Consider the following 23394-nt stretch of genomic DNA (forward strand, 5'->3'; position numbering starts at 1 on the left):
GGTGTAGACGTTGGCAAATCAAAACGCGCAATCATCCATTGATAAATTTAAGCAATTTATTAAACGGCATCCTAAGTTGATTTCCGAAGTCCGGAAACAAGAAAAAAGCTGGCAGGAAGTATATGAAAACTGGGTTTTGCTCGGGGAAGACGATTCGATTTGGGATCCGTACAGGGAACAAGAAGCTTCGGCAGAAAAGGAGCCTTCTGCTATCGGCAAAAACGATTTCATTTCAAAAATGGTGACGGCCGTCCGAAAGATGGATGCCAATCAAATGAATGAGCAGATCAATAAAATGAGCCAGTCTATTTCTTCGCTGCAAAGCTTGCTCAGCCAGTTTTCGGGCGGAAGCCAAAAACAGCAGAATCAAAGCGGCGGCGAGCATCCGTTTTCTTTCCGAAAAGATTAGGGAAGGAGTCAGACATGCGTAAAGAAGTGCAGGAGTATGTGTTCGCTGATGAAGAGCGCCGCCGGTTCATCCGTGAGCAGCCGGTCTGGTACCGCAAGCTTTCGCGGAATCCGAATGACCTGTCAGCCTTTCATCTCGATATGATGAACTTTTATGAAAAAACGATTCCTCACAGGGTCAACCAGCTATCGGGCGGCATTCAGATGGCCCAGATGATGCTTCAAATGTTTCAAGCGATGCGCACTCAGGATTAATTTAAAGCCTGAGTCTTTTTTTATGATGATAAATCGCGTCATTCTGGCAAAGCTAGGTGTAAAGGAGTTGATCTGTGATGAAAAAGTGCTGGCTTGTGATCACGCTGTGCCTCTTGCTGGCCGGCTGCGCCACCCATAAACCGAAGCCCAAGGGTGTTTCGGATTGGCGCGCTGCTGCTTGTGCAAGCGAAGTTTTTGGAAAATAATAGTTCGGAGGCGGCACAGACATTTTTGAAAACGGCTGTTTTGTGATACACTATAGCTGGAGGTGCATGTCTATGTTTGCCACAATGGAATCGTTGCGGCTTCAAAATGAAGCATATGATTTGGCCAACATGATTCTTCAATCAGAGGCGGCTGAACATTACAGAAAATGCTACAAGCGTCTCCGCGAAGATGAAGAGGCCGGACGTATTATCGCTTCGTTTACGAAAATAAAAGAACAGTATGAGGATGTGCAGCGCTTTGGCAAGTATCATCCTGATTATAAAGAGATATCCAAGAAAATGAGGGAAATCAAACGGGAGCTTGACCTTCACGATACAGTAGCCGAATTTAAAAAGGCGGAAACAGAGCTGCAATCCATCCTTGACGAAGTCAGCGTGGAAATCGGTCAGGCTGTATCAAAACATATCAAAGTACCGACTGGAAACCCTTATTTTGATAATCTTTCATCTTGCGGCGGCGGCTGCGGGTCAGGCGGAAGCTGCGGCTGTAAAGTTTCCTGATGAGGCTCGGTCGCCCCGAGTCTCGTTTTTTTTAGAACTTCATGCACAGAGCGACAGGCAGGTGAACAATTTGGAAATCAGGCGTCAAGGCTTAATCGTTTGGCTGCACTCCTTGAAGCAGGCGAAAATGCTCAGGAAATTCGGAAATGTTCATTACGTTTCAAAGCGGCTGAAATATGTAGTGGTTTATTGCAATATGGAAGATGCCGAAAGAATCATCGCTAAAATACGTTCGTACTCTTTTGTCAAACAGGTGGATCTTTCATACAAACCGTTCTTGAAAATGGAGTTTGAATCCAAGCAGGATAAAGCGAAAGAATACGACTATAAAGCCGGGCTCTAACTTGGTTTATTTTAAAAAAATCCCCGCAGAAATACCTCTGCGGGGTCCTTCTATTCCTTAAAAATTAAGGAGAAGGCAAAGGGAGAGGAGAAACCGGAGGAAGAACTTATGGGGAAACGTAAGTCTTCTCCGCGGTTGGCAACAACATCAATCGATGCTGTTGCTACTATTATCACCACTGTGCCTTTTTGCTATACATATGAATTTGTACTTTGGGTGTTTGTGCCAGAAAACACTTTATGATAAGATAGGAATGATTTTTTTCGAGTTTTAAGAAAAAGTGGTGGAAGTATGAGAGTGATTTCTGGGACGTATAAGGGACGTGCCTTAAAAGCGGTTCCCGGCACGTCGACAAGGCCGACGACTGATAAAGTAAAGGAATCCATCTTTAATATGGTCGGCCCGTATTTTGAAGGCGGCACGGGTCTTGATCTGTACGCGGGAAGCGGCGGATTGGGCATTGAAGCGCTGTCGCGGGGGTTTGACCGCTTCATTTTTGTCGACCGTGATTTTAAAGCAATTCAAACCGTAAAAGGGAATTTGAAAACACTGGGCTTGGAAAAACGCGCCGAGGTGTACAGGAATGACGCTGAACGGGCTCTCCATGCGCTGGTGAAAAGGGGCGCAAGCTTTGACGCCGTCTTTTTGGACCCGCCATATCGAGAACAAAAGCTGGAAGCGCTTTTATCGAAGATTGATGAAGCGGATATGCTGACTGACAGAGGGTTTATTGTGGCTGAGCATGGGAAGGAAGTTATCCTTCCGGCCGAGGCGGGCGGACTTCAGCTTGCCCGGCAGGAAATATACGGCTTAACAGGCGTGACCATATACAGAAAGAGAGGGAATGGGGATGGCTAGCATTGCCGTTTGTCCCGGAAGTTTTGATCCGGTGACTTTTGGACATTTGGATATCATCAGGCGCGGGGCGAAAGTGTTTGACAAAGTGTATGTATGCGTCTTGAACAATTCTTCGAAAAAGCCGCTGTTTACGGTGGAAGAACGCTGCGGACTGCTTCGCGAAGTGACGAAGGATATCCCGAATGTGCAAGTGGAATCTTTCCAGGGGCTATTAATTGATTATGCAAAGAGCAAGCAGGCGAACGTCATCCTGCGGGGGCTTAGAGCGGTATCTGACTTTGAATACGAGATGCAGGGAACCTCGATGAACAAAGTGCTCGATGAAAATATTGAAACGTTTTTTATGATGACGAATAACCAATACTCATTCCTCAGTTCAAGCATTGTCAAAGAAGTGGCAAAATATAAAGGTTCAGTCGCAGAACTCGTGCCGGAAGCGGTCGAGGCTGCACTTGAAAAAAAGTTTGCAAAAAATGAGCGGCCGTAACCGGCTGCTCATTTTTTAGCAGGGGCGTAAGATTTGGCATAAAGAATGCTGTAGATGAGAAGGGTGCCGATCGTAAGGAGCGGACCGATCTCTGCCAACGCGTTCCACATCTGCAGAAAGAAAGATTCCGTTTTCCCGGCCGTCAGAAAGGAGAAGGCCGGCTCCGTCGGGGAATAGAACGATGTATAAAGAGGCTTCCAAAGAATAAGAACAAAGATCGCTGCATAAATTCCCTGGAGGATGCGGGCGATAAAAAACGGCTTAAAGCGAATATCGGTTTCAGCAAGAATGCCTGCAACCTGCGCCTGAACGCAGAAGCCGCTGAAACCCAAAATAAAGCTGACGATCACCGCTTGCTGGAGAAGCGCCGCATCCGTGGTGCTGACCAGTTTGCTGCCGAGCGTAATCTCAAACAATCCCGATAATAAAGGCTTATCAAAATTACCGGGCAATTGAAGAGCAGTCAAAACCATTCGTGTGGCGTGCGAAAGAATGTCGGTGATGTGCATCACAGAAAGAATGTTATTAAAAACCGAAAAAAGAATGATGAAGCCGCCCACCATTAACAGCGTTTGGACGGAAGAGATGACAGCATCGCTCAAAAGTTTGCCGAGCGGCCGCTTTTCTTCAAGTCTTGCCTGATGGAGCGCTTTTAAGGCATCTTTAATGGAAGGCAAAGGAAGCTTCTTTCGCACAGCGGTGCGGTTTTCTTCTTTTCGTCCGTAAGTACGCATCGTCAATCCGACTGCGAAATTGCCCAAATAATGGGCTGCCGCAAGCACGACGCCGAGAGAAGGATTATGGAAAAAGCCGACCGCAACGGCTCCGAAAATAAACAGCGGGTTAGATGAGTTGGTGAACGAAGCGAGCCGCTCTGCTTCGACCCGGGAAATCTGCCGCTCCTGTCTCAGCCTTGAAGTCAGTTTTGCGCCGGCCGGATTTCCAGATGCCATTCCCATCGCGAGCACGAACCCTCCGACGCCGGGGACGCGGAACACCGGTCTCATGAAAGGCTCGAGCAGCAGCCCGACAAACCTGACGACACCAAACCCGATCAAGAGCTCTGATAAAATAAAAAAAGGCAAAAGGGAAGGGAATACGACCTCCCACCACATGGCAAGTCCACTTTTAGAAGCGTTAAATGATTCTTGCGGATGGGTGATGACGGCGGCTGTAAACGAAAGCAGCAAAACGGCAATCATAAGTGTCTTTACCTTTGACATGTCCATTTCTAACCCCCTTTGCGGCTGTGAATACACATTGGAAACAGGATCATGATAAAATAAACGAAAAGCTTGCCCGATTTGTGCGGAAGCCTTCTCCGTGAAACTTCTTTATCATTATACGAAGGCTGGTCCTCATTTTAGACCACCAGATTGCAGATCGGCGATACAAATGAACCGTAAGCTGCTTTAGACTTGCTGATGCCCTTCTCCTTGATAAGCATCAATAGAAGGATTGCATACATCTGTGAATTCATGCAGGCTGAAAATTTGGAACCGGATCGAAGATGTGAGCCGGTGAAAATAAAGATGGAGGGTTACATATTCATGCTGAAAAAAAGAATTATACGCATCGCATTACTGATCGTTATCATCACGGCCGCGCTGTCATTTGTGAAGCTGCCTTATTACATCACAGAACCCGGCGAAGCGACTGAACTGAAACCTTTAATTAAAGTCGATAACGGCTATCCTGAAAAAGGGAGCTTTTCTTTAATGACAGTTAAAGTCGGCCCTGCAAATCCGCTTACATACATATGGGCAAAAGTGCGCCCTTACCACGAAATTCTTCCGGAAGAAAATTTCAAACAAGAAGGCGAATCTGATCAGGAATATATGAAGCGCCAGCTGCAAATGATGAGAGATTCCCAGGAAAATGCGATGATCGCCGCTTATAAGCGGGCCGGAAAAGAAGTCAGCTACACGTTTAACGGCGTATATGCCATGACGGTCGTCAACGGCATGCCTGCCGAAGGAAAAATACAAGTCGGAGACAAAATTAAAAAAGCGGACGGAAAAACGTTCCGCTCAGCGGAGAGCTTCGTCCGCTACATCGAATCAAAAAAAGCCGGAGACCGCGTAAAAATCGTAGTTGAACGGGATAAAGAAGAAAAAACATATGAGATGAAGCTGAAAACATTTAAAGAAGATCCGAAGAGAGCCGGGCTCGGCGTATCCCTCATCACAGACCGCAATGTCAAGGTGAAGCCGGAGGTCGATATGGACATTGAAAACATCGGCGGCCCTTCGGCAGGGCTGATGATGTCAATGGAGATCTATAACCAGCTTACAAAAGAAGACGAGACGAAAGGACACCATATTGCTGGAACCGGAACGATCGATGACGAAGGCAAAGTCGGTCCGATTGGCGGCATCAGCCAGAAAGTCGTTGCCGCAGACAAGGCGGGAGCCGACATCTTTTTTGCTCCGAACGAAGGCGGAAAAAAAGGATCAAACTACGAAGAAGCGGTCAAAACGGCAAAAGATATTAAAACCGATATGAAAATCGTCCCTGTCGACACGATGGATGATGCGATTCATTATTTAGAAGATAAAGTAAAAACCGCCTGATGGACAACATCAGGCGGTTTTATTTGCGCAAAAATATCCGGCTGTCTTCGTCATACCTGATCGGCGAAAGGGAATATTCCTGCTCCGTCAGCATCGTCCGCTCCGGCTCTTTGAGCGGGGCGCTGTATACTTGGCCCGCTTTTATGTCGAGCTGAAGGGAAGGGTGGGAAAAAGATCCCGTCTTTGTAATAAGGGGTACGCTCAAGCTTTTTTTCTTTTCGGCTAAATAGGCCTGACCTTTTTTTGTCATGCCGAGAAGTCTGATGTATGCCGGATACGGTTCGTTTAACATGCGCTTGACGTCGGCTTTTTTCGTTTTTGTGAGGATGTGGGTGTTCATGCGCTGCAGCCTTGTCCACGTATAGCGCTTCGTTTTCAAAAGCTCCATGTATTCCTTAAATGAGCCTGCTTTTCGGATCGCTTTTTTGGCGCGGTGCTCAAGTCCCTCTTCCACTTCATAAATCCCTTTCAGCTCTTCTGTATCCATTGTATGGAGGCTGTATTTCAAAAAGGGGAAATAATCTTCGGGCGAGTGCCACATGCCGAAAGTCCGGGCGTATTCATTAAGCTCGTCGATCGATGGCTTTGGAAGGTAGAAGCGGCTGTTCGCGAGGCTCCCCGTTTCAAAGATCGATTTGCGTATGCTTGTGGCGCTTGCGATTCGGTCCGCTTCCGGGAAGGCCGAATCGTGATAGCCCGAGGATCGGCGCTTGACGGTTTCGGGCTTCATGCTGTATTGCTTTTGCACGATGGCTTTCACATAATGGAATCCGAGTATGTTGTTCGGCTTTGAAAGGTCAACAATGTTTCTGCCGTCTCCGGTTACAGCCCGGAACGCCTTTGCCATCGCTTGCGGGTAGCTCAGCCCAAAAGCTATCTGTTTTTTTGCTTCTTCGTTGAGCCCGTCTTCGTGCTCTATCGTATGTGCAGCTGTATTGAGAAACGCCTCAATATCGCCGTGCTCGCTTCCGAAAAACAAAGAAGCACACCCTAATTCATTTAAAATCGCGACGGCGCCTTCAGCAAACGTTTCCGCTTTTTGAACAGCGAATATGTAAGGAAGTTCAACGACGACATCGGCAAAAGATGCGAGCGCCATCTTCGTTCGCGCCCACTTTGAGACGACGGCGGGTTCGCCGCGCTGTAAAAAGGAGCCGCTCATAACGGCAACCGCCACCTCGCTCCGGGTTTCCGATTTTGCTTCCTTTATATGATATAAATGTCCGTTATGAAATGGGTTGTATTCCACAACAAGGCCGACCGCTTTCATTTTTTCACCTCTCTTGCATCTCTTGAAATAGTTATGATACATTTACACATGGAATGTCCAGACGCCTAGCGAAAACAGCATTTTTTCTAAGTGTATGAATTGTTGTTCACAATGTCAACGAATGAAAAGCGCAGGCGCATATCTGTAAAGAAAAAATATTGACAAAAAACATGATGAAAGCTATAATCATGTTTGTTGCTCACTTAGAGGTGATACAATGAAATGGACGATACATCAGTTGAATCAAATGCCGAAGAAAGACTTTGAATTTGATGAAACCGTTGATTTAAGCGAACTCTCTCAAAGCTCGGAAATACGCAGCATTTCACCGGTGCGGGTGAAAGGGCGCGCGGAAATCCGCTCAAAGCAGGCTGCATTTGATTTTACCATTTCAGGCGAGATGATCTTGCCTTGCTCAAGAACGCTTGTTGATGTTCGTTATCCATTCAGTATTTCTACAAAAGAACTGTTTATATTTCATAAGACCGAGGAATTGGAAGATGAAGACGTCCATGTTGTTGAGGATGACCTTATCGACTTGACTCCGGTCGTGAAAGAAGAAATCCTTCTTGAGATCCCTATGCAAATCTTTTGTGAGTCTGTTCAAAAAGAAGAAGGTGCTCCGCAGGAGGGCAAGGATTGGCAGGTCATTACAGAAGATGACCGGAAAGACCGGATCGATCCGAGACTTGCCGGACTCGAGAAGCTCTTAAAACAAGATGATGAATCTTAACGCTCTTTAAGGAGGTGGGAATAATGGCTGTACCTTTTAGAAGAACTTCTAAAACGAAAAAAAGACTTCGTCGTACACACTTTAAATTGCAAGTGCCTGGTATGGTAGAATGCCCAAACTGCGGTGAGATGAAACTTTCACACCGCGTCTGCAAAGCATGTGGATCATACAAAGGAAAAGACGTAAAAAGCAACTAATCGTCAACAATGAAAGCACAAGACTTCAGGTCTTGTGTTTTTTTATTCCCTTCATCCTTTTATTTCCTGTAAAGAAAATAGTCTATCTACTCTATCAGCCGCATATGTATGAGTTAAATTCATAAAGTCATGGAGGGGGATAACATTTGACGATTACAAGGCAGGATGCATGGACACAGGATGAAGATATATTGCTGGCTGAGGTTGTTTTAAGGCACATTCGGGAAGGCGGCACACAGCTTTCGGCCTTTGAAGAAGTGGGCAAGGCTTTAAGCAGAACGGCCGCTGCCTGCGGATTCCGCTGGAATTCCTTTGTCAGAAAGCAATACCAATCAGGCATTGAACTGGCAAAAAAGCAGCGCAAAGAGCTGCGCAAAAAAATAGGCGTCCATTCCGCGAATCTTCCTGGATCTGTCAAAACGGTTTCCGGGAGCAATGCGGAAAATCTGACGCTCGATGATGTTATTCAATACCTTGAAAAGCTGAAAGAAGCCCCGGTTCAAAAAGACTTTATAGATGAGAAGAAAAAGCTCGCTGAAGAAATCAATGAGCTGAAACAAGAAGTTGAAAAGCTGCGAAGCGAAAATCAATCGCTGAAAAAACGGCTTGAATTGACGGAAGAGGATTATAAAGCCTTGATTGAAATCATGGAGAGAGCCCGAAAAATGGTCGTTCTTCAAGAAGGCGAACGAAACAAAAAGGTGAAGCTCCAGCCGGAGTCGAATGAAAATCTCGAGACGCTTGAAAAATGAAAACCGGCCATCCGCTTTCGGCCGGCTTTTTTCATTTAGGCTGATTCAGAACTTTGATTTGGTTCGCTCGCAGGATACCAAACGAGCGGATTTTCCCCTTTATCCCGGGCCATATCATATTTAACCGGTGTAAAGCCCATCTTGCTCCAAAAATCGGATGATTTGACGCGCGGGCTTGTGCGAATCGGGAGTCCGAATGATTTGGCGAACTCCACCAGCATCGTACCGTAGCCGTTGCGCTGATACCCCGGCAAAACTTCAAGCTTCCAGAGCTCGAGGTAATCTTGGCCTTCTTCAAAGTATTGGTTGGTTTTTCCATCCGCTTTATACAGGCTCATTCTTGCAACGAGCCGATCCCCGTAATAGATGCCGTAAAAAGGTGAATTGCTGTCGTTTTCAATCATGTTGCTTTCAAGGTCCTCCAGCATGGAAAGCTCTTGAATCCCGTACTCCCTGAACTTTTTAAATTCTTCAAGCGTTTTGTAGTTGATCAGCAAACGTTCGACTTTGACCATTATGTTACCCCCTTGTTTGTGGTCTACTTCTATTGTAAACGCTTTTTTCAAAAAATCCAAATGATAAAAATTTTCTAATATAATGAAGCGAAATGGTTCTGAATATTTGAAACAACTTACAAGTCAACGGCGAAAATTTCTGCTATGATATACAGTATATGAAAAAATCAGGGTGTGAGAATGTGAGAATCGGAGTCATCGGAGGAGGCTCGGTCGGCCTCCTTTTTGCATACTATTTTTCATTCGGCCACGAAGTGACGGTGATCGCTCGGAGAAAGGAACAGGCTGAAGCGATTGAAGAAAAGGGAATCCGCCTTCTAGAAGACGACAAAGAGATGATCGTGAACGTCAGAGGCAGGACTGAACTTGATCCGGACTGCGACCTTCTTTTTGTTGCCGTAAAGGAGCATCAGCTCGGAGGCGTTCTGCCGGAACTGGAACAGGCCGCTCCTCGTGATATCATGTTCCTGCAAAATGGAATGGCCCATATTCCCGTGCTTGAAAAATGGCAGACGTGCCACCGCATTTATACGGGATCTGTGGAACACGGAGCAGTCAGGGTGGATGACCGCACATTCCGGCACACGGGAAAAGGGGCCGTAAAATGGAGCGCGTTCCGAAGCCCATCCGCCGCCCGGCTGAAAAAAGAGCTCGCTTCGGTTCATGAAGCGTTCCCTTTTATTTGGTGCGAAGACTGGTATAAGACCCTCTCCGGAAAATTGATTGTCAATGCGTGCATCAATCCGCTGACGGCTCTTTTGCGGGTGGAAAACGGCGCACTGCTTGAAGAGCCGATGTATGAGGCCTATATGAAGCTCGTCTTTGAAGAAGCGGGCCGGATTTTGGAACTTGAAGACCGCCAAGCAGCGTGGGACCATGTTCTTTCCGTCTGCCGCCGGACAAAAAGCAACACGTCTTCGATGCTTGCCGATGTGCTGGCCGGAAGAAAAACGGAAGCCGATGCGATCATGGGCTATCTGCTGAAGCGGGCAAAAGAGTCAGGGGAGTCTGCTCCGCACCTTACCTTTTTATATCGCAGCATCAAGGCGCTTGAAAACGAATGGAGCTAAATCTTTTGACCGAATCGCGGAACGTGCTATACTCGTTTCGGAAAGCTAACTATTTACTGGAGAAAGGAAGTTCTAAAGATGCAGCTTACTGAACTTTCCATACAAAGTCAAAACCCTTTTGTTCGAGACTATATAAATGGAAAAAAGGAGATAGAGCCGTTTTTTGATTACGGCCTGAGCAATGAAAGTTGGAGTGTCCGTTTGGATGACCTTTCCTCCCGGACGTATGACCGCGATGCTTTAGCCGACTATTTGCTCGACTATCACAGCAAATTTCAATCGGCAAGCATGAATGAAACAATCGAACGGCTTCGCGATCCGAAAAGCGTCGTCGTTGTCGGAGGGCAGCAGGCCGGCCTTTTAACGGGTCCTCTTTACACCATACATAAAATCGTATCGATCCTTGTATTTGCAAAGCAAAAAGAACAAGAGCTGAACGTTCCGGTCATTCCGGTATTCTGGGTTGCGGGGGAAGACCACGATCTGGAAGAAATCAACCACGTCTACATTTCTGACGGGGGCAAGGTAAAAAAGCACAAGCTCCCGCAGTCCCACTGGAAAAAAAGCCAGGCGTCAAAAACAGCGCTCGATGCCGAAAAAGCCGAAAAGTGGCTGGACGGGATTTTTACCTCATTTGAAGAAACGGAGTATACGAATGATCTTCTCGGCCATTTGCGCCGATGTATAAGGCAGTCTCTTTCCTTCACCGATTTTTTCGAATATCTTGTTGCCGGCATGTTTGAACAAGACGGCCTGATCCTTCTGAATTCCGGCGACCCGGGCATCAGAGCTCTTGAAGCGCGTTTTTTCCGGCAGCTGCTGGACAGAAACGACGAGCTGACCGATTCTGTCAAACGGCAGCAGGAATTCATGCAACAACTGGGCTACACACCGATTATCGAAGGAGCCGCACAGCATGCGAACCTTTTTTATGAGCACGACGGCGAGCGCTTTTTAATCGAAAAAGAAAACGGCGCGTTTTTTATAAAAGAGCTTCATATTCAGTGGTCTGAAGCAGAGCTTTGCGATTTGATCTGCCAAAAGCCGGAGGCGTTCAGCAATAATGTCGTAACAAGGCCGCTCATGCAGGAATACCTTCTTCCGACATTGGCGTTCATCGCCGGTCCCGGAGAGATCAATTATTGGGGCGAGCTGAAAGGCGCTTTTCAGGTTATGGGCTATAAAATGCCGCCTGTCGTACCGAGGCTTCAGGTTACATTCCTTGAACGGCACATCGAAAAAAAGCTGGGCGAACGGGGAATCGAACTCCGCGAATCGATTGAAAAGGGAGCGCGCGCCAAAAAAGAGCAGTATTTTGAAGATAAGGTTCCAAGCGGATTTACCGATTCGGTCAAACAGGCGAAAGAAAAAATCGAAAACATCCATTCCGCGGTGCGCGCGGAAGCCCTCGAAATCGACGGGAGCCTCGGCCCCCTTTTAGAAAAAAACTCGGGCTTCATTCAAGACCAGCTCGAATTTTTGGAGAAAACGGTCATCAAAAGGATTGAAGAAAGAGAAAACTACATTTTGCGTGATTTTGACAAAATTCAAACGAGTATCAAGCCTTTAGATGCTCCGCAGGAGAGAATTTGGAACATCGTGTATTATTTGAACAAATACGGTCCGAATTTCTTGGAAAAATACAAGGATTTGCCATATTCATTTCAAAACATGCATCAAGTTGTCAAACTTTGAAATAATTTTTTAAAAAACCCTGAGTAGTTCAGGGTTTTTTTTTGTTCTAAAACAGTGTAAAATAAATTTGTGGAGAGAAGTGGTGGATAGTGGTGAGTTGAGGAACGAAAGTGGGGGCCGAGATCATGTTTATGGGTGAATACCAGCATACGATTGATTCAAAAGGCCGCATGATCGTTCCGGCGAAATTCAGAGAAGGCCTCGGCGAGCAGTTTGTTCTGACGCGCGGGCTTGATCAGTGCCTGTTTGGCTACCCGATGTCCGAATGGAAACTCATCGAAGAAAAACTGAAGGCCCTTCCTCTTACGAAGAAAGATGCACGCGCTTTTACCCGCTTTTTTTTCTCCGGAGCCACCGAATGCGAATTGGACAAGCAGGGCCGGATCAACATTGCATCGCCGCTTTTAAATTATGCAAAGCTTGAGAAGGAATGCGTGGTCATCGGAGTTTCAAATCGAATTGAATTGTGGAGCAAAGAGATTTGGGAACAATACGTAGAAGAGCAGGAAGATTCATTTGCCGAAATAGCTGAAAACATGATCGGATTTGATATATAATGAATCTTTGCGCATGCGGCGCTTCTGCAATCAGTTCATTTGAATAAAGGTGGGACAAGTAAAGAAATGTTTGAGCATACAACAGTATTATTAAAAGAAACAGTTGACGGTTTAAATGTAAAAGAAGACGGTACATATGTAGACTGTACATTAGGCGGTGCTGGTCACAGCGAGTATTTGCTTTCACAGCTGTCTGAAAAAGGAAAGCTGGTCGCTTTTGACCAGGATGAAACCGCACTCCGCCACGCGAAGGAAAAACTGGCGGATCATGAAGGACAAGTCGTTTTCATAAAAAGCAATTTTCGGTATTTAAAAGACCGTCTAAACGAAATCGGCATCACGAAAGTGGACGGTGTTTTATTTGATTTAGGCGTCTCATCTCCTCAGCTGGATACACCTGAAAGGGGCTTCAGCTATCATCATGATGCACCTCTTGATATGCGAATGGACCTGTCGGCGGGCCTTTCGGCAAAGGAAGTCGTCAATGAATGGCCTTATGAGGATCTCGTGAAAATCTTCTTTAAATACGGAGAAGAGAAGTTCAGCAAGCAAATTGCCAGGAAAATCGAAAAAGCAAGAGAACAATCGGCTATTGAAACAACGGGCCAGCTTGTCGATATCATCAAAGAGGCGATTCCCGCACCGGCAAGAAGAAGCGGCGGGCATCCGGCTAAACGGATCTTCCAGGCGATTCGAATTGCGGTAAACGATGAATTGAGAGTGTTTGAAGAAGCGCTTTTGCAGGCGATTGAGGTACTGAAGCCGGGCGGAAGGGTATCGGTCATCACGTTCCACTCGCTGGAAGACCGGATCTGCAAATCGACATTTAAAGAGATGTCATCGCCTCCTGAACTGCCTCACGGACTGCCCGTGATCCCCAAGGAGTTTGAACCGAAATTAAAGTTAGTCAACAGAAAGCCGATCACAGCTTCCGAAGAGGAGCTTGAACACAATAACCGTGCGCGCTCAGCGAAGCTGCGCATCGCGGAAAAAGCACGAGAGTGAGCTGTACGAATTAAAAGGAGGTCATCAGTCTATGAGCAATTTGGCTTATAAAGTAGAAAAACAGCAACGACAGACAAACAGTGCAGAACAATCCGTTATCATCCGGAGAAGAGCATCGATAACGCTTGGGGAAAAGGTACTGATTGTGCTTTTTGCCCTGGCTGTACTCAGCGCTTCACTATTTATGATTTCAAAGGCTTTCGCCGCGTATCAGACCAATATTGAAATTCAAAAGCTCGAAAAGAAGGTTGAAACGGAAAGCAGCAGAGTTGATGACCTCGAAAAAGAAGCCGATATGCTGAAAGAGCCGGATCGTATCATGGACATCGCCCGGAAAAAAGGCCTTAAATTAGGTGATAAAAAAGTGAAAGACATACAGGAATGATGCACAATGCCGAAAAAAAATAAATTCATGAACAGAGGAGCGGCAATACTCAGTATTTGTTTTGCCCTCTTTTTCTTTGTTATCGTAGGACGATTTGCGTTTATTCAAGCGACGGGAAAAGTGAACGGCGAAGTGCTTGCACAGAAGGCGAACGAACAGTATGAGAAAAAGCGGACGATCGAAGCCCACCGGGGATCGATCCTTGACCGGAACGGAAAAGTGCTTGCCGAAGACACTTCGACATATAAGCTCGTTGCGATTATGAGCAAAAAGATGGAACCTCAATACGTGAAAGACAAGCAGCTGACGGCTGAAAAGCTTGCGCCGATTCTCGGCATGGATGAGGGGAAAGTGCTCGATATTCTCAATAAAAAAGGAGCGTTTCAGGTTGAATTCGGATCGGCGGGTCGGGATTTGACATACGCCCAAAAAGAAAAAATCGAAAAGCTGAAGCTGCCGGGCATCGTGTTCACACGCGATACGAAGCGCTACTATCCAAACGGAATCTTCGCTTCCAATCTCATCGGCTATTCACAGATCAATGCAAAAACAGGTGAAATGCAAGGCATGATGGGCCTTGAAAAAACGCTGAACGATTATTTGAAAGAAACGGACGGATACATGACGTACGATACCGACAGAACGGGCTGGCGCCTGCCGAACAGCAACGAAAGTATTAAAGCGCCAAACAACGGAGACAACGTGTATTTGACGATCGATCAAAAAATCCAGGCGTTTTTGGAAGACAGCATGACGACCGTCCAAAAAGAATACAAGCCGAAGAAGATCATGGCGGCGGTTGTTGATCCGAAAACGGGCAAAGTGCTCGCGATGGGGCAAAGGCCGAGCTTCAACCCGAACGTGCGCGATGTCACGAACTATTACAACGACCTTGTCTCCTACAGCTTTGAGCCGGGCTCGACGATGAAGATCTTCACATTGGCGGCGGCCATCCAAGAAGGCGTATATAATGGAGGGGAACAATACAAGTCTGGATCATATTCGGTTTCTAAAAAAGATAAGCCGATTAAAGACCATAATGGCGGCAACGGCTGGGGCCCGATCACATTTAATGAAGGTGTTGAACGCTCCTCAAATGTCGCGTTTGCGATCCTTGCCAATGATAAACTTGGCACAGACCGCTTCAATCAATATTTGCGGAAGTTCCATTTTTACGACAAAACGGGCATCGACCTGCCTGGGGAAGCGAACAGCAAAATCAATTTTGAATATTTGCGTGATAAAGTATCAACTGCCTTTGGTCAAAGTTCAGCGGTCACACCGATCCAGCAGCTTCAGGCCGCAACAGCGATCGTGAATAACGGAAAAATGATGAAGCCTTATGTCATCGATCATGTCGTTGATTCTGACAAAAACAAAACGATTTATCAAAATAAACCGGAAAAAGTCGGCCAGCCGATCTCTGCCAAAACGGCAAAAGAAGTGCGCGACCTGTTGGGCAAAGTCGTCACATCTGATAAAGGGACGGGGAAGCCGTACAAGATCGAAGGATTTGATGTCGCCGGAAAAACCGGTACGGCGCAAATTGCCGGAGAAGACGGCAGATATTTGACCGGCCGCGAAAACTACGTGTTCTCCTTCATGGGCATGGCGCCGAAGGACAATCCGCAGCTTCTCGTTTATGTAGCCGTACAGCAGCCGCAATTAAAGGCTACGGAAACAGGCTCTGCTCCGGTATCAAAAATTTTCAATCCGGTGATGAAAAACAGTCTTCACTATTTAAATATCACACCGAAAGAGACCAAAAAAGAAGAAAAGCAGGAAGAAAAACAGCTGGAAATGCCTGATTTCACCGGCAAACGAGCTGAATCCGCCGAAAAAGAGGCGCAAAACAGCAGCCTTGTTCCTATTACGATCGGCGATGGCTTGGCTGTGAAAGAACAGTACCCGAAAGCAGGAGAAGCCGTCCTGCCGAATCAGCGGGTCTTCCTGAAGGCCGACGGGAAAATCACACTGCCTGATATGACGGGCTGGTCAAAGCGTGACGCCCTCCGCTTCGGCGCCATGGCCGGCATTCATATCGAAACGAGCGGCCAGGGTTATGTGAAAAGCCAAAATGTAAAAGCAGGCAAAGAATTAAAAGCCAACTCGGTCGTAAAAGTCAGACTGAAAAACGAATAGATCCCGTCTAAAAGGCTATCGGCTCAGAGTCGATAGCCTTCCGTTTGGGCGCGGCCGCCTCCTGAACATATAAAAATAAGGGCCGTTCTATCAAAACGCTCCAAGGCATAAAATGAAACAAGCCTAAATAAGGAGTGAACGGTCTCTTGCGCGTTTCCAATGTAACGGTCAGAAAACGTTTAATATTCGTTCTGCTTTTTGGTGTGATCATCTTTTTGATTATTGATACAAGGCTCGGATACGTTCAGTTCGTTCTGGGGGATAAACTGACGACATTAGCAAAAGATTCGTGGAGCCGGAACCTTCCTTTTGAGCCGGAAAGGGGCGAAATATTGGACAGGAACGGCGTCAAGCTGGCGACAAACCAAAGCGCGCCATCGGTTTTGGTTGTTCCGAAGCAGGTTGAAAATCCGATCAAAACGAGCAAACTGCTGGCCAGCGTGTTGAATATGTCGGAAGAAAAAGCGTACAAACATGTCACGAAAAAAACGTCGATTGAAAGGATCAATCCCGAGGGCCGGAAAATTTCCCACGAGAAAGCAAAAGAAGTCAGAGATCTCAACTTGAAAGGCGTATACATTGCAGAAGATTCAATCCGCCATTACCCGTTCGGCAGCTATCTGTCCCATGTGCTCGGATTCGCGGGCATTGACAACCAGGGTCTGCTCGGCCTCGAAGCTTTTTATGACGAAGAGTTGAAAGGTGAAAAGGGCTATGTGAAATTTTATTCTGATGCAAAAGGCAAGAGGATGCCGGGTGAGGCGGATGACTATACCCCGCCGAAAGACGGGCTTGATATGAAGCTGACGATCGATTCAAAGGTGCAGACGATCATGGAGCGGGAGTTTGATATCGCAGAAGCGAAGTATAATCCGGACGGAATGGTCGGTGTTGCGATGAACCCGAAAAACGGGGAGATACTGGCGATGGTCAGCCGGCCGGACTTTGATCCCGCAAACTACCAATCAATCGATCCTAAAGTCTATAATCGGAACTTGCCTGTATGGAGCACATATGAGCCCGGTTCGACTTTTAAAATCATCACGCTTGCCGCAGCTTTGGAAGAGAACAAAGTCAACCTCCAAAAAGACCACTTTTATGATAAGGGTTCCGTTGAAGTGGACGGAGCGAGGCTGAAATGCTGGAAGCGCGGCGGACACGGCGCACAGTCGTTTCTTGAAGTCGTCCAAAATTCGTGCAACCCGGGATTTGTGGAGCTTGGTCAGCGACTTGGCAAAGAAAAACTGTTCAGCTACATTAAAAATTTCGGTTTTGGACAAAAAACCGGAATCGATCTTCAAGGCGAAGGAACGGGCATCTTATTCCCGCTTGACCGCGTCGGTCCTGTAGAGCAGGCGACAACCGCTTTCGGCCAGGGGGTATCGGTGACACCGATCCAGCAGGTCGCAGCTGTTTCTGCAGCTGTCAACGGCGGAACGCTGTATACGCCGTATATTGCCAAAGAGTGGATTGATCCCGTAACAAAACAAACAGTAAAAAAACAGACGCCGATCGCCAAAAGAAAAGTGATTTCTGAAGAAGCATCCAAACAGATCCGTTACGCGCTGGAGAGCGTTGTCGCCCAGGGGACGGGGCGGAACGCTTTTGTCGACGGCTACCGGGTGGGCGGCAAAACCGGTACGGCGCAAAAAGTAAAGGACGGAAAATATTTAAAAAACAACCACATCGTCTCGTTTATCGGAACGGCTCCTTCAGATGATCCGAGCATCGTCGTCTACGTCGCCGTCGACAACCCGAAAGGCACGATTCAATTCGGGGGTACGGTAGCAGCGCCGATCGTCGGAAACATCATGAGAGACAGCCTTCCGCAGCTTGGCGTTAAGAAGCGGAAAGATCAGATTGAACGCGAATATCAATGGCTGGACAAAAAGCTGATCGAGGTCCCGAACCTTATAGGGCTTTCCGTGACAGAGCTTGAACCATTGCTGCTCAACCTCAGGCTGAAAGCTTCGGGAGAAGGCGATGTCGTCGTTCAGCAGTCCCCTAAACCGGGCGAAAAAGTAAAAGAAGGATCGACCATTCGCATTTACCTTGACAATAAAGACGGAGCCTCTGATTAATTCGGATCATGATGAGGAGCGGCAGCCGGCTGATGACCGGGGGCCGTTCCTCCTAAAAAATATATAGATTTTAAAGGATTAGCTGGATGTATCCTCTTTTTTACGCTAAAATATGAACTGTATGCCTGCACGCAGCTCGTGCGGTTAATCAACGCAGGAAAATATGACAACGAATGAAGAATGATTAGACTTGAGAGGTTTGATACGATGAAATTAACAAAGCTTCTTACATATTTAAAAAATGCACCGTCCTATGCCGGCCAAGAAGACCCTGATATAACTTCAATTGAGATGGACTCCAGGGAAGTCAAGACAGGGAGTCTTTTTGTTTGTATAAAAGGTTATACAGTCGATGGGCATGACTACGCCCGGCAAGCCGCTGAAAAAGGGGCTGCCGCCATCGTGGCGGAAAGGGAAGTGGACGCCGATGTACCGGTGATCATCGTCCGTCATACGAAGAGGGCGCTTGCCGTGCTGTCGGACGCCTTTTACGGCCAGCCGACGAAGCAGCTGAAGCTGATCGGCATTACAGGCACAAACGGCAAGACATCGACTTCTCACATGGTGGAGGAGATCTTTAGAAAAGCCGGGAGCCGCACAGGACTGATCGGCACGATGTACACGAAAATCCATGACGAAACGTTCGATGCGAAAAATACGACGCCGGAAAGCGTCACACTTCAAAAAACGTTTAGAAAAATGGTTGATCAGGATGTGGATACAGCCGTCATGGAAGTGTCTTCACACGCTCTCCACATGGGCCGGGTCCACGGGTGTGATTACGATATCGCCGCATTTACGAACCTGACTCAGGACCACCTTGACTACCACCGGACAATGGAAGAATATAAACATGCGAAAAGTCTGCTTTTCTCTCAGCTCGGCGGATCTTTTAACCACGATACACCGAAGTGGGCCGTGCTGAATGCGGATGACCCTGCTTCAGCGTATTTCGCCCAAGTGACGTCAGCACATCTTTTGACATACGGAATTCAAAACGATGCCGATGTCAAGGCTGAAAATATCAAAATCGCTCCGAAAGGGACAACCTTTGATCTGGTGACCCCAAAAGGTACTGCACAAGTGACGATTCCGCTTGTCGGCCTCTTTAACGTCTACAATGTTTTAACGGCCGCGGCGATCGCGATTGCAGCGGATATCCCGTTTGCCACGATTACAGAAGGAATTGAAGGGCTGAAAGGCGTCAGAGGAAGATTTGAGCTTGTGGACGCAGGCCAGGATTTTCCGGTGATCGTCGACTATGCCCATACCCCTGACAGCCTCGAAAATGTCTTGAATACGTGCAGAGGTTTAACGGAAGGAAAGCTGTTTGTCGTCGTCGGCTGCGGAGGAGACCGCGATAAGACGAAGCGTCCGAAAATGGCGAAAATCGCTGTTGACCTTGCCGATGAACCGGTCTTTACAGCAGATAACCCGAGAAGCGAAAACCCGCTCGCCATTTTAAACGATATGGAAGAAGGCGTAAAAGGGGCTTACTATCACAGCATCGTCAACCGCGAGCAGGCGATCTTTTTTGCCATTGCAAACGCCAAAAAAGGCGATGTCGTCCTGATCGCAGGCAAAGGCCATGAAACCTACCAGCAGATCGGCGGTCAAACCTTTGATTTTGATGACGCTGAGGTGGCCAAAAGAGCCATTCTTGAGCTGAAATAACCGAAAAAGAACTACAGGAAAGAGTTGTTGAAATGATGGATGAAATAAATCAACATATGAAAAAAAACAGTGAATATGATAAATGCGTATGCTGCTACTTATATCACGCGGAAAGGAGAGAAGAACGATGCTCGAACAAGTAATTTTATTTACCATTATCATGGGCTTTTTAATCAGCGTTCTTTTATCTCCGATTTTCATTCCGTTTTTAAGAAGGCTGAAATTCGGGCAGAGCATCCGTGAGGAAGGTCCGAAATCCCATCAGAAAAAATCGGGAACGCCGACGATGGGCGGCGTCATGATCATATTGTCGATTATCGCGACGACCATTGCCATGACGATGAAATTTTCCGAAGTCAGCATGAACATGATCCTCCTCTTGTTTGTTACGGTTGGATACGGTCTGCTTGGCTTTTTGGATGATTATATTAAAGTCGTGATGAAGCGCAACCTTGGGCTCACATCCAAACAAAAACTGATCGGCCAAATCGCGATTGCTCTGGTATTCTATGCCGTCTACCACGTGCAAGGGCTGCCGACTGACATCCGCATTCCGGGAACAGAGCTGTCATTTGATTTCGGCTGGATTTATCCGGTGCTCGTCATCTTTATGCTTGTCGGCGGTTCAAATGCCGTCAACCTGACTGACGGGCTTGACGGTCTGTTGTCGGGTACCGCTGCCATCGCGTTCGGTGCGTTTGCAATTTTGGCGTGGAACCAGTCGCAATACGATGTCGCCATTTTCGCGGTTGCTGTTGTCGGAGCGGTGTTAGGATTTCTCGTGTTTAACGCGCACCCCGCGAAAGTTTTTATGGGAGATACAGGATCGCTTGCCCTCGGCGGCGCGATTGTGACGATCGCGATTTTAACGAAATTGGAAATCCTGCTTGTCATCATCGGCGGCGTATTCGTCATTGAAACACTGTCCGTCATTTTGCAGGTCATTTCATTTAAAACGACCGGCAAACGAATTTTCAAAATGAGCCCTCTTCACCATCATTACGAACTGGTCGGATGGTCTGAGTGGAGAGTTGTCGTCACTTTTTGGACAGCGGGGCTTCTGCTAGCCGTCTTAGGAATTTACATCGAGGTGTGGTTATAAGTGGATACTCAAGATTTATTGCAAAATCAAAATGTGCTCGTACTGGGGCTGGCGAAAAGCGGATATGCTGCCGCTTCGATCCTTCATGAGAAAGGCGTAAAGGTTGTCGTGAATGACCAGCTGCCTTTTGAGGAAAATGAACCTGCGCGGATTCTCGCGGAAAAAGGGGTGGAAGTCGTCTGCGGCTCTCATCCGACGGAACTGTTTGATCTTCATTCGATCGACATTCTGATTAAAAATCCGGGCATCCGCTATGAAAACGTGATGGTCGAAGAAGCGCTGAAACGGGGCATACCGGTCTGGACGGAGGTTGAACTTGCCTATCATCTGACAGATGCCCCGTTCATCGGCATTACCGGTTCAAACGGTAAGACGACAACGACAACGCTTGTTTATGAAATGCTGAAAGCCGATTCGAAAAAAGCGCTCGTTGCTGGAAATATCGGCACGGCGGCAAGCGAAATGGCCAATCAGGCCAGGGGAGACGAATGGATTGTGACAGAGCTGTCGAGTTTTCAGCTCATGGGGACTTATCAATTCAGACCGAAAATCGGATTGTTATTAAACGTATTTGATGCCCATCTCGATTATCACCATTCGCGCCAAAATTATGAGCTTGCCAAACAGCAGGTCTATCGAAATCAATCGGAAACAGACGTTGCCGTTGTCAATTTGGACGATGAGACAGTCGTCCGGCTCGTCGAATGTTCAAAAGCGGAGAAGGTGTATTTTTCGGTCCGCCGGACACTTGAGCGCGGAGCGTGCGTGAAAGACGGCGTGATCATGTTTAACGGCGAACCGGTCATACCGGTGGAAGACGTCGTTTTGCCGGGAGAGCACAATTTGGAGAACATTTTGGCCGCCCTTTGCATCGTTAAAACCGCAGGCGTCTCCGATGAGGCCGTCCGCAAGGTGCTGACGAGCTTTACCGGTGTAAAGCACAGGATGCAATACGTCACGACGATCAAAAACAGACTGTTTTACAATGACAGCAAAGCGACAAACATTCTTGCGACGAAAAAAGCGCTGTCCGCCTTTCAAAAGCCGGTCATTTTGCTGGCAGGGGGGCTTGACCGTGGAAATGAATTCGATGAACTAAAGCCGCATATGTCTTTTGTCAAAGCGGTGATCACATTCGGCGAGACCGCGCCGAAGTTTGAGAAGCTGGCCGAAGAAATGGGAATACAACAGGTTAAACGTGTCGATAATGTTGAACAAGCGGCAACTGCGGCGTTCAGCCTGTCAGACGAAGGAGATGTCATTCTTCTGTCCCCGGCCTGTGCAAGCTGGGATCAGTACAAAACATTTGAAGAACGTGGTGACATGTTTGTAAACGCCGTGCATATGCTTAAATAAGGGCTTGTCTCGTAAAGATAGCCCTAAGAATTAGAGCTTGGGGTGTTCGGCTTTGCAAACAAAAAAAACGTCACCGGATTTTTTGCTGGTTATCATTACGCTATTGCTTTTAACAATTGGACTGATTATGGTATACAGCGCCAGTGCAGTATGGGCGACTTACAAATACGACGACTCCTTTTTCTTTGCGAAACGGCAGCTTTTGTTTGCCGGCATCGGGGTCATCGCCATGTTTTTCATCATGAATGTCGACTACTGGACGTGGAGGACTTATGCGAAAATACTGATCATAGTATGTTTCTTTCTGCTCATCATCGTCCTTGTTCCCGGGATCGGCATGGAACGGAACGGGTCGAGGAGCTGGATCGGAGTCGGCGCTTTCAGCATTCAGCCGTCCGAGTTTATGAAGCTCGCGATGATCGCATTTTTGGCCAAGTTTTTATCTGAAAAGCAAAAGAATATTACATCGTTTAGAAAAGGCTTTGTGCCGGCGCTGGGCATTGTCTTTTCAGCTTTTCTGATCATCATGTTGCAGCCTGACCTTGGAACAGGAACCGTAATGGTCGGCACATGCATCATTATGATCTTCGTTGCGGGGGCGAGAATTTCGCACTTCGTCTTTCTCGGTCTTCTGGGTCTGAGCGGCTTTGTCGGCCTTGTGCTGTCGGCGCCGTACCGGATCAAAAGGATCACTTCATACTTGAACCCTTGGGAGGATCCTTTAGGAAGCGGCTTTCAAATCATTCAGTCTCTTTATGCGGTGGGGCCCGGCGGGCTGTTCGGCCTCGGCCTCGGCCAGAGCAGGCAAAAGTTTTTTTATCTGCCTGAGCCGCAGACAGATTTTATTTTCGCGATTTTATCAGAGGAGCTCGGCTTTATCGGCGGATCGCTGATTCTTTTGCTCTTCAGCGTTCTATTATGGAGAGGCATCAGAATCGCGCTCGGTGCGCCCGATTTATACGGCAGTTTTGTCGCCGTCGGCGTCATTTCGATGATAGCGATTCAGGTTATGATCAATATTGGCGTCGTGACCGGCCTGATTCCTGTTACAGGCATTACGCTTCCGTTTTTAAGCTATGGCGGTTCATCACTGACCTTGATGCTTATGGCGGTCGGCGTGCTGCTGAATGTCAGCAGGTATTCTAGATACTAGATTTTGGCGATAACCCTGTTGCGAGATAGCAGGGTTATCGGCGTGTACATAAGGA

26 protein-coding genes are annotated in these 23394 nt (G+C 47.3%); 23 read left to right on the forward strand and 3 right to left on the reverse strand.

Annotation, left to right across the window (positions count from 1 at the left end; translation table 11 throughout):
* Window positions 1–10: 10 nt before the first annotated feature.
* The 8 genes from MHI30_RS08215 to coaD all read left to right on the forward strand — a co-directional run bounded on the left by MHI30_RS08215 (window position 11) and on the right by coaD (window position 3079).
* Window positions 11–409: a YlbD family protein gene (locus tag MHI30_RS08215; protein WP_075752988.1), complete on the forward strand. Its 399-nt coding sequence runs from the start codon at window positions 11–13 to the stop codon at window positions 407–409.
* A gap of 14 nt (window positions 410–423) precedes the next feature.
* The gene (locus MHI30_RS08220; RefSeq protein WP_075752986.1) at window positions 424–663 is read left to right on the forward strand and encodes a YlbE-like family protein; all 240 of its coding nucleotides are present in this window, start codon (window positions 424–426) and stop codon (window positions 661–663) included.
* Between the two features lie 77 nt (window positions 664–740).
* Window positions 741–869, forward strand: a complete 129-nt coding sequence (locus tag MHI30_RS08225; protein ID WP_256700666.1) for a hypothetical protein — start codon at window positions 741–743, stop codon at window positions 867–869.
* A 72-nt stretch (window positions 870–941) separates the two neighbouring features.
* The gene (locus tag MHI30_RS08230; RefSeq protein WP_020451283.1) at window positions 942–1391 is read left to right on the forward strand and encodes a YlbF family regulator; all 450 of its coding nucleotides are present in this window, start codon (window positions 942–944) and stop codon (window positions 1389–1391) included.
* Window positions 1392–1461: 70 nt separating this feature from the next.
* Complete coding sequence (locus tag MHI30_RS08235; RefSeq protein ID WP_009328559.1) at window positions 1462–1734, forward strand: YlbG family protein; 273 nt, start codon at window positions 1462–1464, stop codon at window positions 1732–1734.
* 108 nt (window positions 1735–1842) lie between these two features.
* On the forward strand, window positions 1843–1977 hold the full coding sequence (locus MHI30_RS08240; protein WP_256700665.1) for a hypothetical protein: 135 nt from the start codon (window positions 1843–1845) through the stop codon (window positions 1975–1977).
* Window positions 1978–2025: 48 nt separating this feature from the next.
* On the forward strand, window positions 2026–2592 hold the full coding sequence (gene rsmD, locus MHI30_RS08245; protein WP_075752984.1) for a 16S rRNA (guanine(966)-N(2))-methyltransferase RsmD: 567 nt from the start codon (window positions 2026–2028) through the stop codon (window positions 2590–2592).
* A complete protein-coding gene (gene coaD / locus MHI30_RS08250) occupies window positions 2585–3079 on the forward strand; it encodes a pantetheine-phosphate adenylyltransferase (protein ID WP_020451285.1) in 495 nt (164 codons plus the stop codon). The genes rsmD and coaD overlap by 8 nt, the downstream gene beginning before the upstream one ends.
* An 8-nt stretch (window positions 3080–3087) precedes the next feature.
* On the opposite strand, the gene ylbJ is transcribed toward coaD, so the two are convergent.
* A complete protein-coding gene (gene ylbJ / locus MHI30_RS08255; RefSeq protein ID WP_075752982.1) occupies window positions 3088–4308 on the reverse strand; it encodes a sporulation integral membrane protein YlbJ in 1221 nt (406 codons plus the stop codon).
* 321 nt (window positions 4309–4629) lie between these two features.
* Here ylbJ and MHI30_RS08260 point away from each other — a divergent pair, with 321 nt between their 5' ends.
* On the forward strand, window positions 4630–5652 hold the full coding sequence (locus MHI30_RS08260; RefSeq protein ID WP_075752980.1) for a SepM family pheromone-processing serine protease: 1023 nt from the start codon (window positions 4630–4632) through the stop codon (window positions 5650–5652).
* 19 nt (window positions 5653–5671) lie between these two features.
* Here the strand turns inward: MHI30_RS08260 and MHI30_RS08265 are convergent, their stop codons facing one another.
* The gene (locus MHI30_RS08265) at window positions 5672–6922 is read right to left on the reverse strand and encodes a nucleotidyltransferase (protein ID WP_075752978.1); all 1251 of its coding nucleotides are present in this window, start codon (window positions 6920–6922) and stop codon (window positions 5672–5674) included.
* 217 nt (window positions 6923–7139) lie between these two features.
* Between MHI30_RS08265 and MHI30_RS08270 the strand changes: the two genes are divergently transcribed.
* The 3 genes from MHI30_RS08270 (at window position 7140) to gerR (ending at window position 8604) form a co-directional block, all read left to right on the forward strand.
* Window positions 7140–7655 (forward strand): DUF177 domain-containing protein, encoded by a 516-nt coding sequence (locus MHI30_RS08270; RefSeq protein WP_075752976.1) that lies wholly within the window; start codon window positions 7140–7142, stop codon window positions 7653–7655.
* Window positions 7656–7678: 23 nt separating this feature from the next.
* Window positions 7679–7852, forward strand: coding sequence for a 50S ribosomal protein L32 (gene rpmF, locus MHI30_RS08275; protein ID WP_003181522.1), 174 nt, complete (start codon window positions 7679–7681; stop codon window positions 7850–7852).
* 146 nt (window positions 7853–7998) lie between these two features.
* Window positions 7999–8604, forward strand: a complete 606-nt coding sequence (gene gerR / locus MHI30_RS08280) for a sporulation-specific transcriptional regulator GerR (RefSeq protein WP_075752974.1) — start codon at window positions 7999–8001, stop codon at window positions 8602–8604.
* A gap of 35 nt (window positions 8605–8639) precedes the next feature.
* Here gerR and MHI30_RS08285 read toward each other — a convergent pair whose 3' ends face one another.
* Window positions 8640–9119 (reverse strand): N-acetyltransferase, encoded by a 480-nt coding sequence (locus MHI30_RS08285; RefSeq protein ID WP_075752972.1) that lies wholly within the window; start codon window positions 9117–9119, stop codon window positions 8640–8642.
* Window positions 9120–9301: 182 nt separating this feature from the next.
* Between MHI30_RS08285 and MHI30_RS08290 the strand changes: the two genes are divergently transcribed.
* The 11 genes from MHI30_RS08290 to spoVE all read left to right on the forward strand — a co-directional run bounded on the left by MHI30_RS08290 (window position 9302) and on the right by spoVE (window position 23339).
* Window positions 9302–10189, forward strand: a complete 888-nt coding sequence (locus MHI30_RS08290) for a 2-dehydropantoate 2-reductase (protein ID WP_075752970.1) — start codon at window positions 9302–9304, stop codon at window positions 10187–10189.
* Window positions 10190–10267: 78 nt separating this feature from the next.
* Window positions 10268–11884, forward strand: a complete 1617-nt coding sequence (gene bshC, locus MHI30_RS08295) for a bacillithiol biosynthesis cysteine-adding enzyme BshC (RefSeq protein WP_075752968.1) — start codon at window positions 10268–10270, stop codon at window positions 11882–11884.
* Between the two features lie 125 nt (window positions 11885–12009).
* A complete protein-coding gene (gene mraZ, locus MHI30_RS08300) occupies window positions 12010–12441 on the forward strand; it encodes a division/cell wall cluster transcriptional repressor MraZ (RefSeq protein ID WP_009328555.1) in 432 nt (143 codons plus the stop codon).
* A gap of 66 nt (window positions 12442–12507) precedes the next feature.
* Window positions 12508–13446 (forward strand): 16S rRNA (cytosine(1402)-N(4))-methyltransferase RsmH, encoded by a 939-nt coding sequence (gene rsmH, locus MHI30_RS08305; RefSeq protein ID WP_075752966.1) that lies wholly within the window; start codon window positions 12508–12510, stop codon window positions 13444–13446.
* A gap of 31 nt (window positions 13447–13477) precedes the next feature.
* Window positions 13478–13831: a cell division protein FtsL gene (ftsL, locus tag MHI30_RS08310; protein WP_043927563.1), complete on the forward strand. Its 354-nt coding sequence runs from the start codon at window positions 13478–13480 to the stop codon at window positions 13829–13831.
* 6 nt (window positions 13832–13837) lie between these two features.
* On the forward strand, window positions 13838–15973 hold the full coding sequence (locus MHI30_RS08315) for a penicillin-binding protein (protein WP_075752964.1): 2136 nt from the start codon (window positions 13838–13840) through the stop codon (window positions 15971–15973).
* A gap of 146 nt (window positions 15974–16119) precedes the next feature.
* Window positions 16120–18054, forward strand: coding sequence for a stage V sporulation protein D (locus MHI30_RS08320; protein ID WP_075752962.1), 1935 nt, complete (start codon window positions 16120–16122; stop codon window positions 18052–18054).
* Window positions 18055–18261: 207 nt separating this feature from the next.
* A complete protein-coding gene (locus tag MHI30_RS08325; RefSeq protein ID WP_075752960.1) occupies window positions 18262–19728 on the forward strand; it encodes a UDP-N-acetylmuramoyl-L-alanyl-D-glutamate--2,6-diaminopimelate ligase in 1467 nt (488 codons plus the stop codon).
* Window positions 19729–19855: 127 nt separating this feature from the next.
* Window positions 19856–20830 (forward strand): phospho-N-acetylmuramoyl-pentapeptide-transferase, encoded by a 975-nt coding sequence (gene mraY, locus MHI30_RS08330; protein WP_075752958.1) that lies wholly within the window; start codon window positions 19856–19858, stop codon window positions 20828–20830.
* The gene (murD, locus tag MHI30_RS08335) at window positions 20831–22186 is read left to right on the forward strand and encodes a UDP-N-acetylmuramoyl-L-alanine--D-glutamate ligase (RefSeq protein ID WP_075752956.1); all 1356 of its coding nucleotides are present in this window, start codon (window positions 20831–20833) and stop codon (window positions 22184–22186) included. It begins immediately after the preceding gene.
* Window positions 22187–22238: 52 nt separating this feature from the next.
* On the forward strand, window positions 22239–23339 hold the full coding sequence (gene spoVE, locus MHI30_RS08340) for a stage V sporulation protein E (protein ID WP_075752954.1): 1101 nt from the start codon (window positions 22239–22241) through the stop codon (window positions 23337–23339).
* The last annotated feature ends 55 nt before the right edge of the window (window positions 23340–23394 follow it).

The sequence above is a fragment of the Bacillus sp. FSL L8-0528 genome (assembly GCF_038593085.1).
GTDB lineage: Bacteria > Bacillota > Bacilli > Bacillales > Bacillaceae > Bacillus > Bacillus paralicheniformis.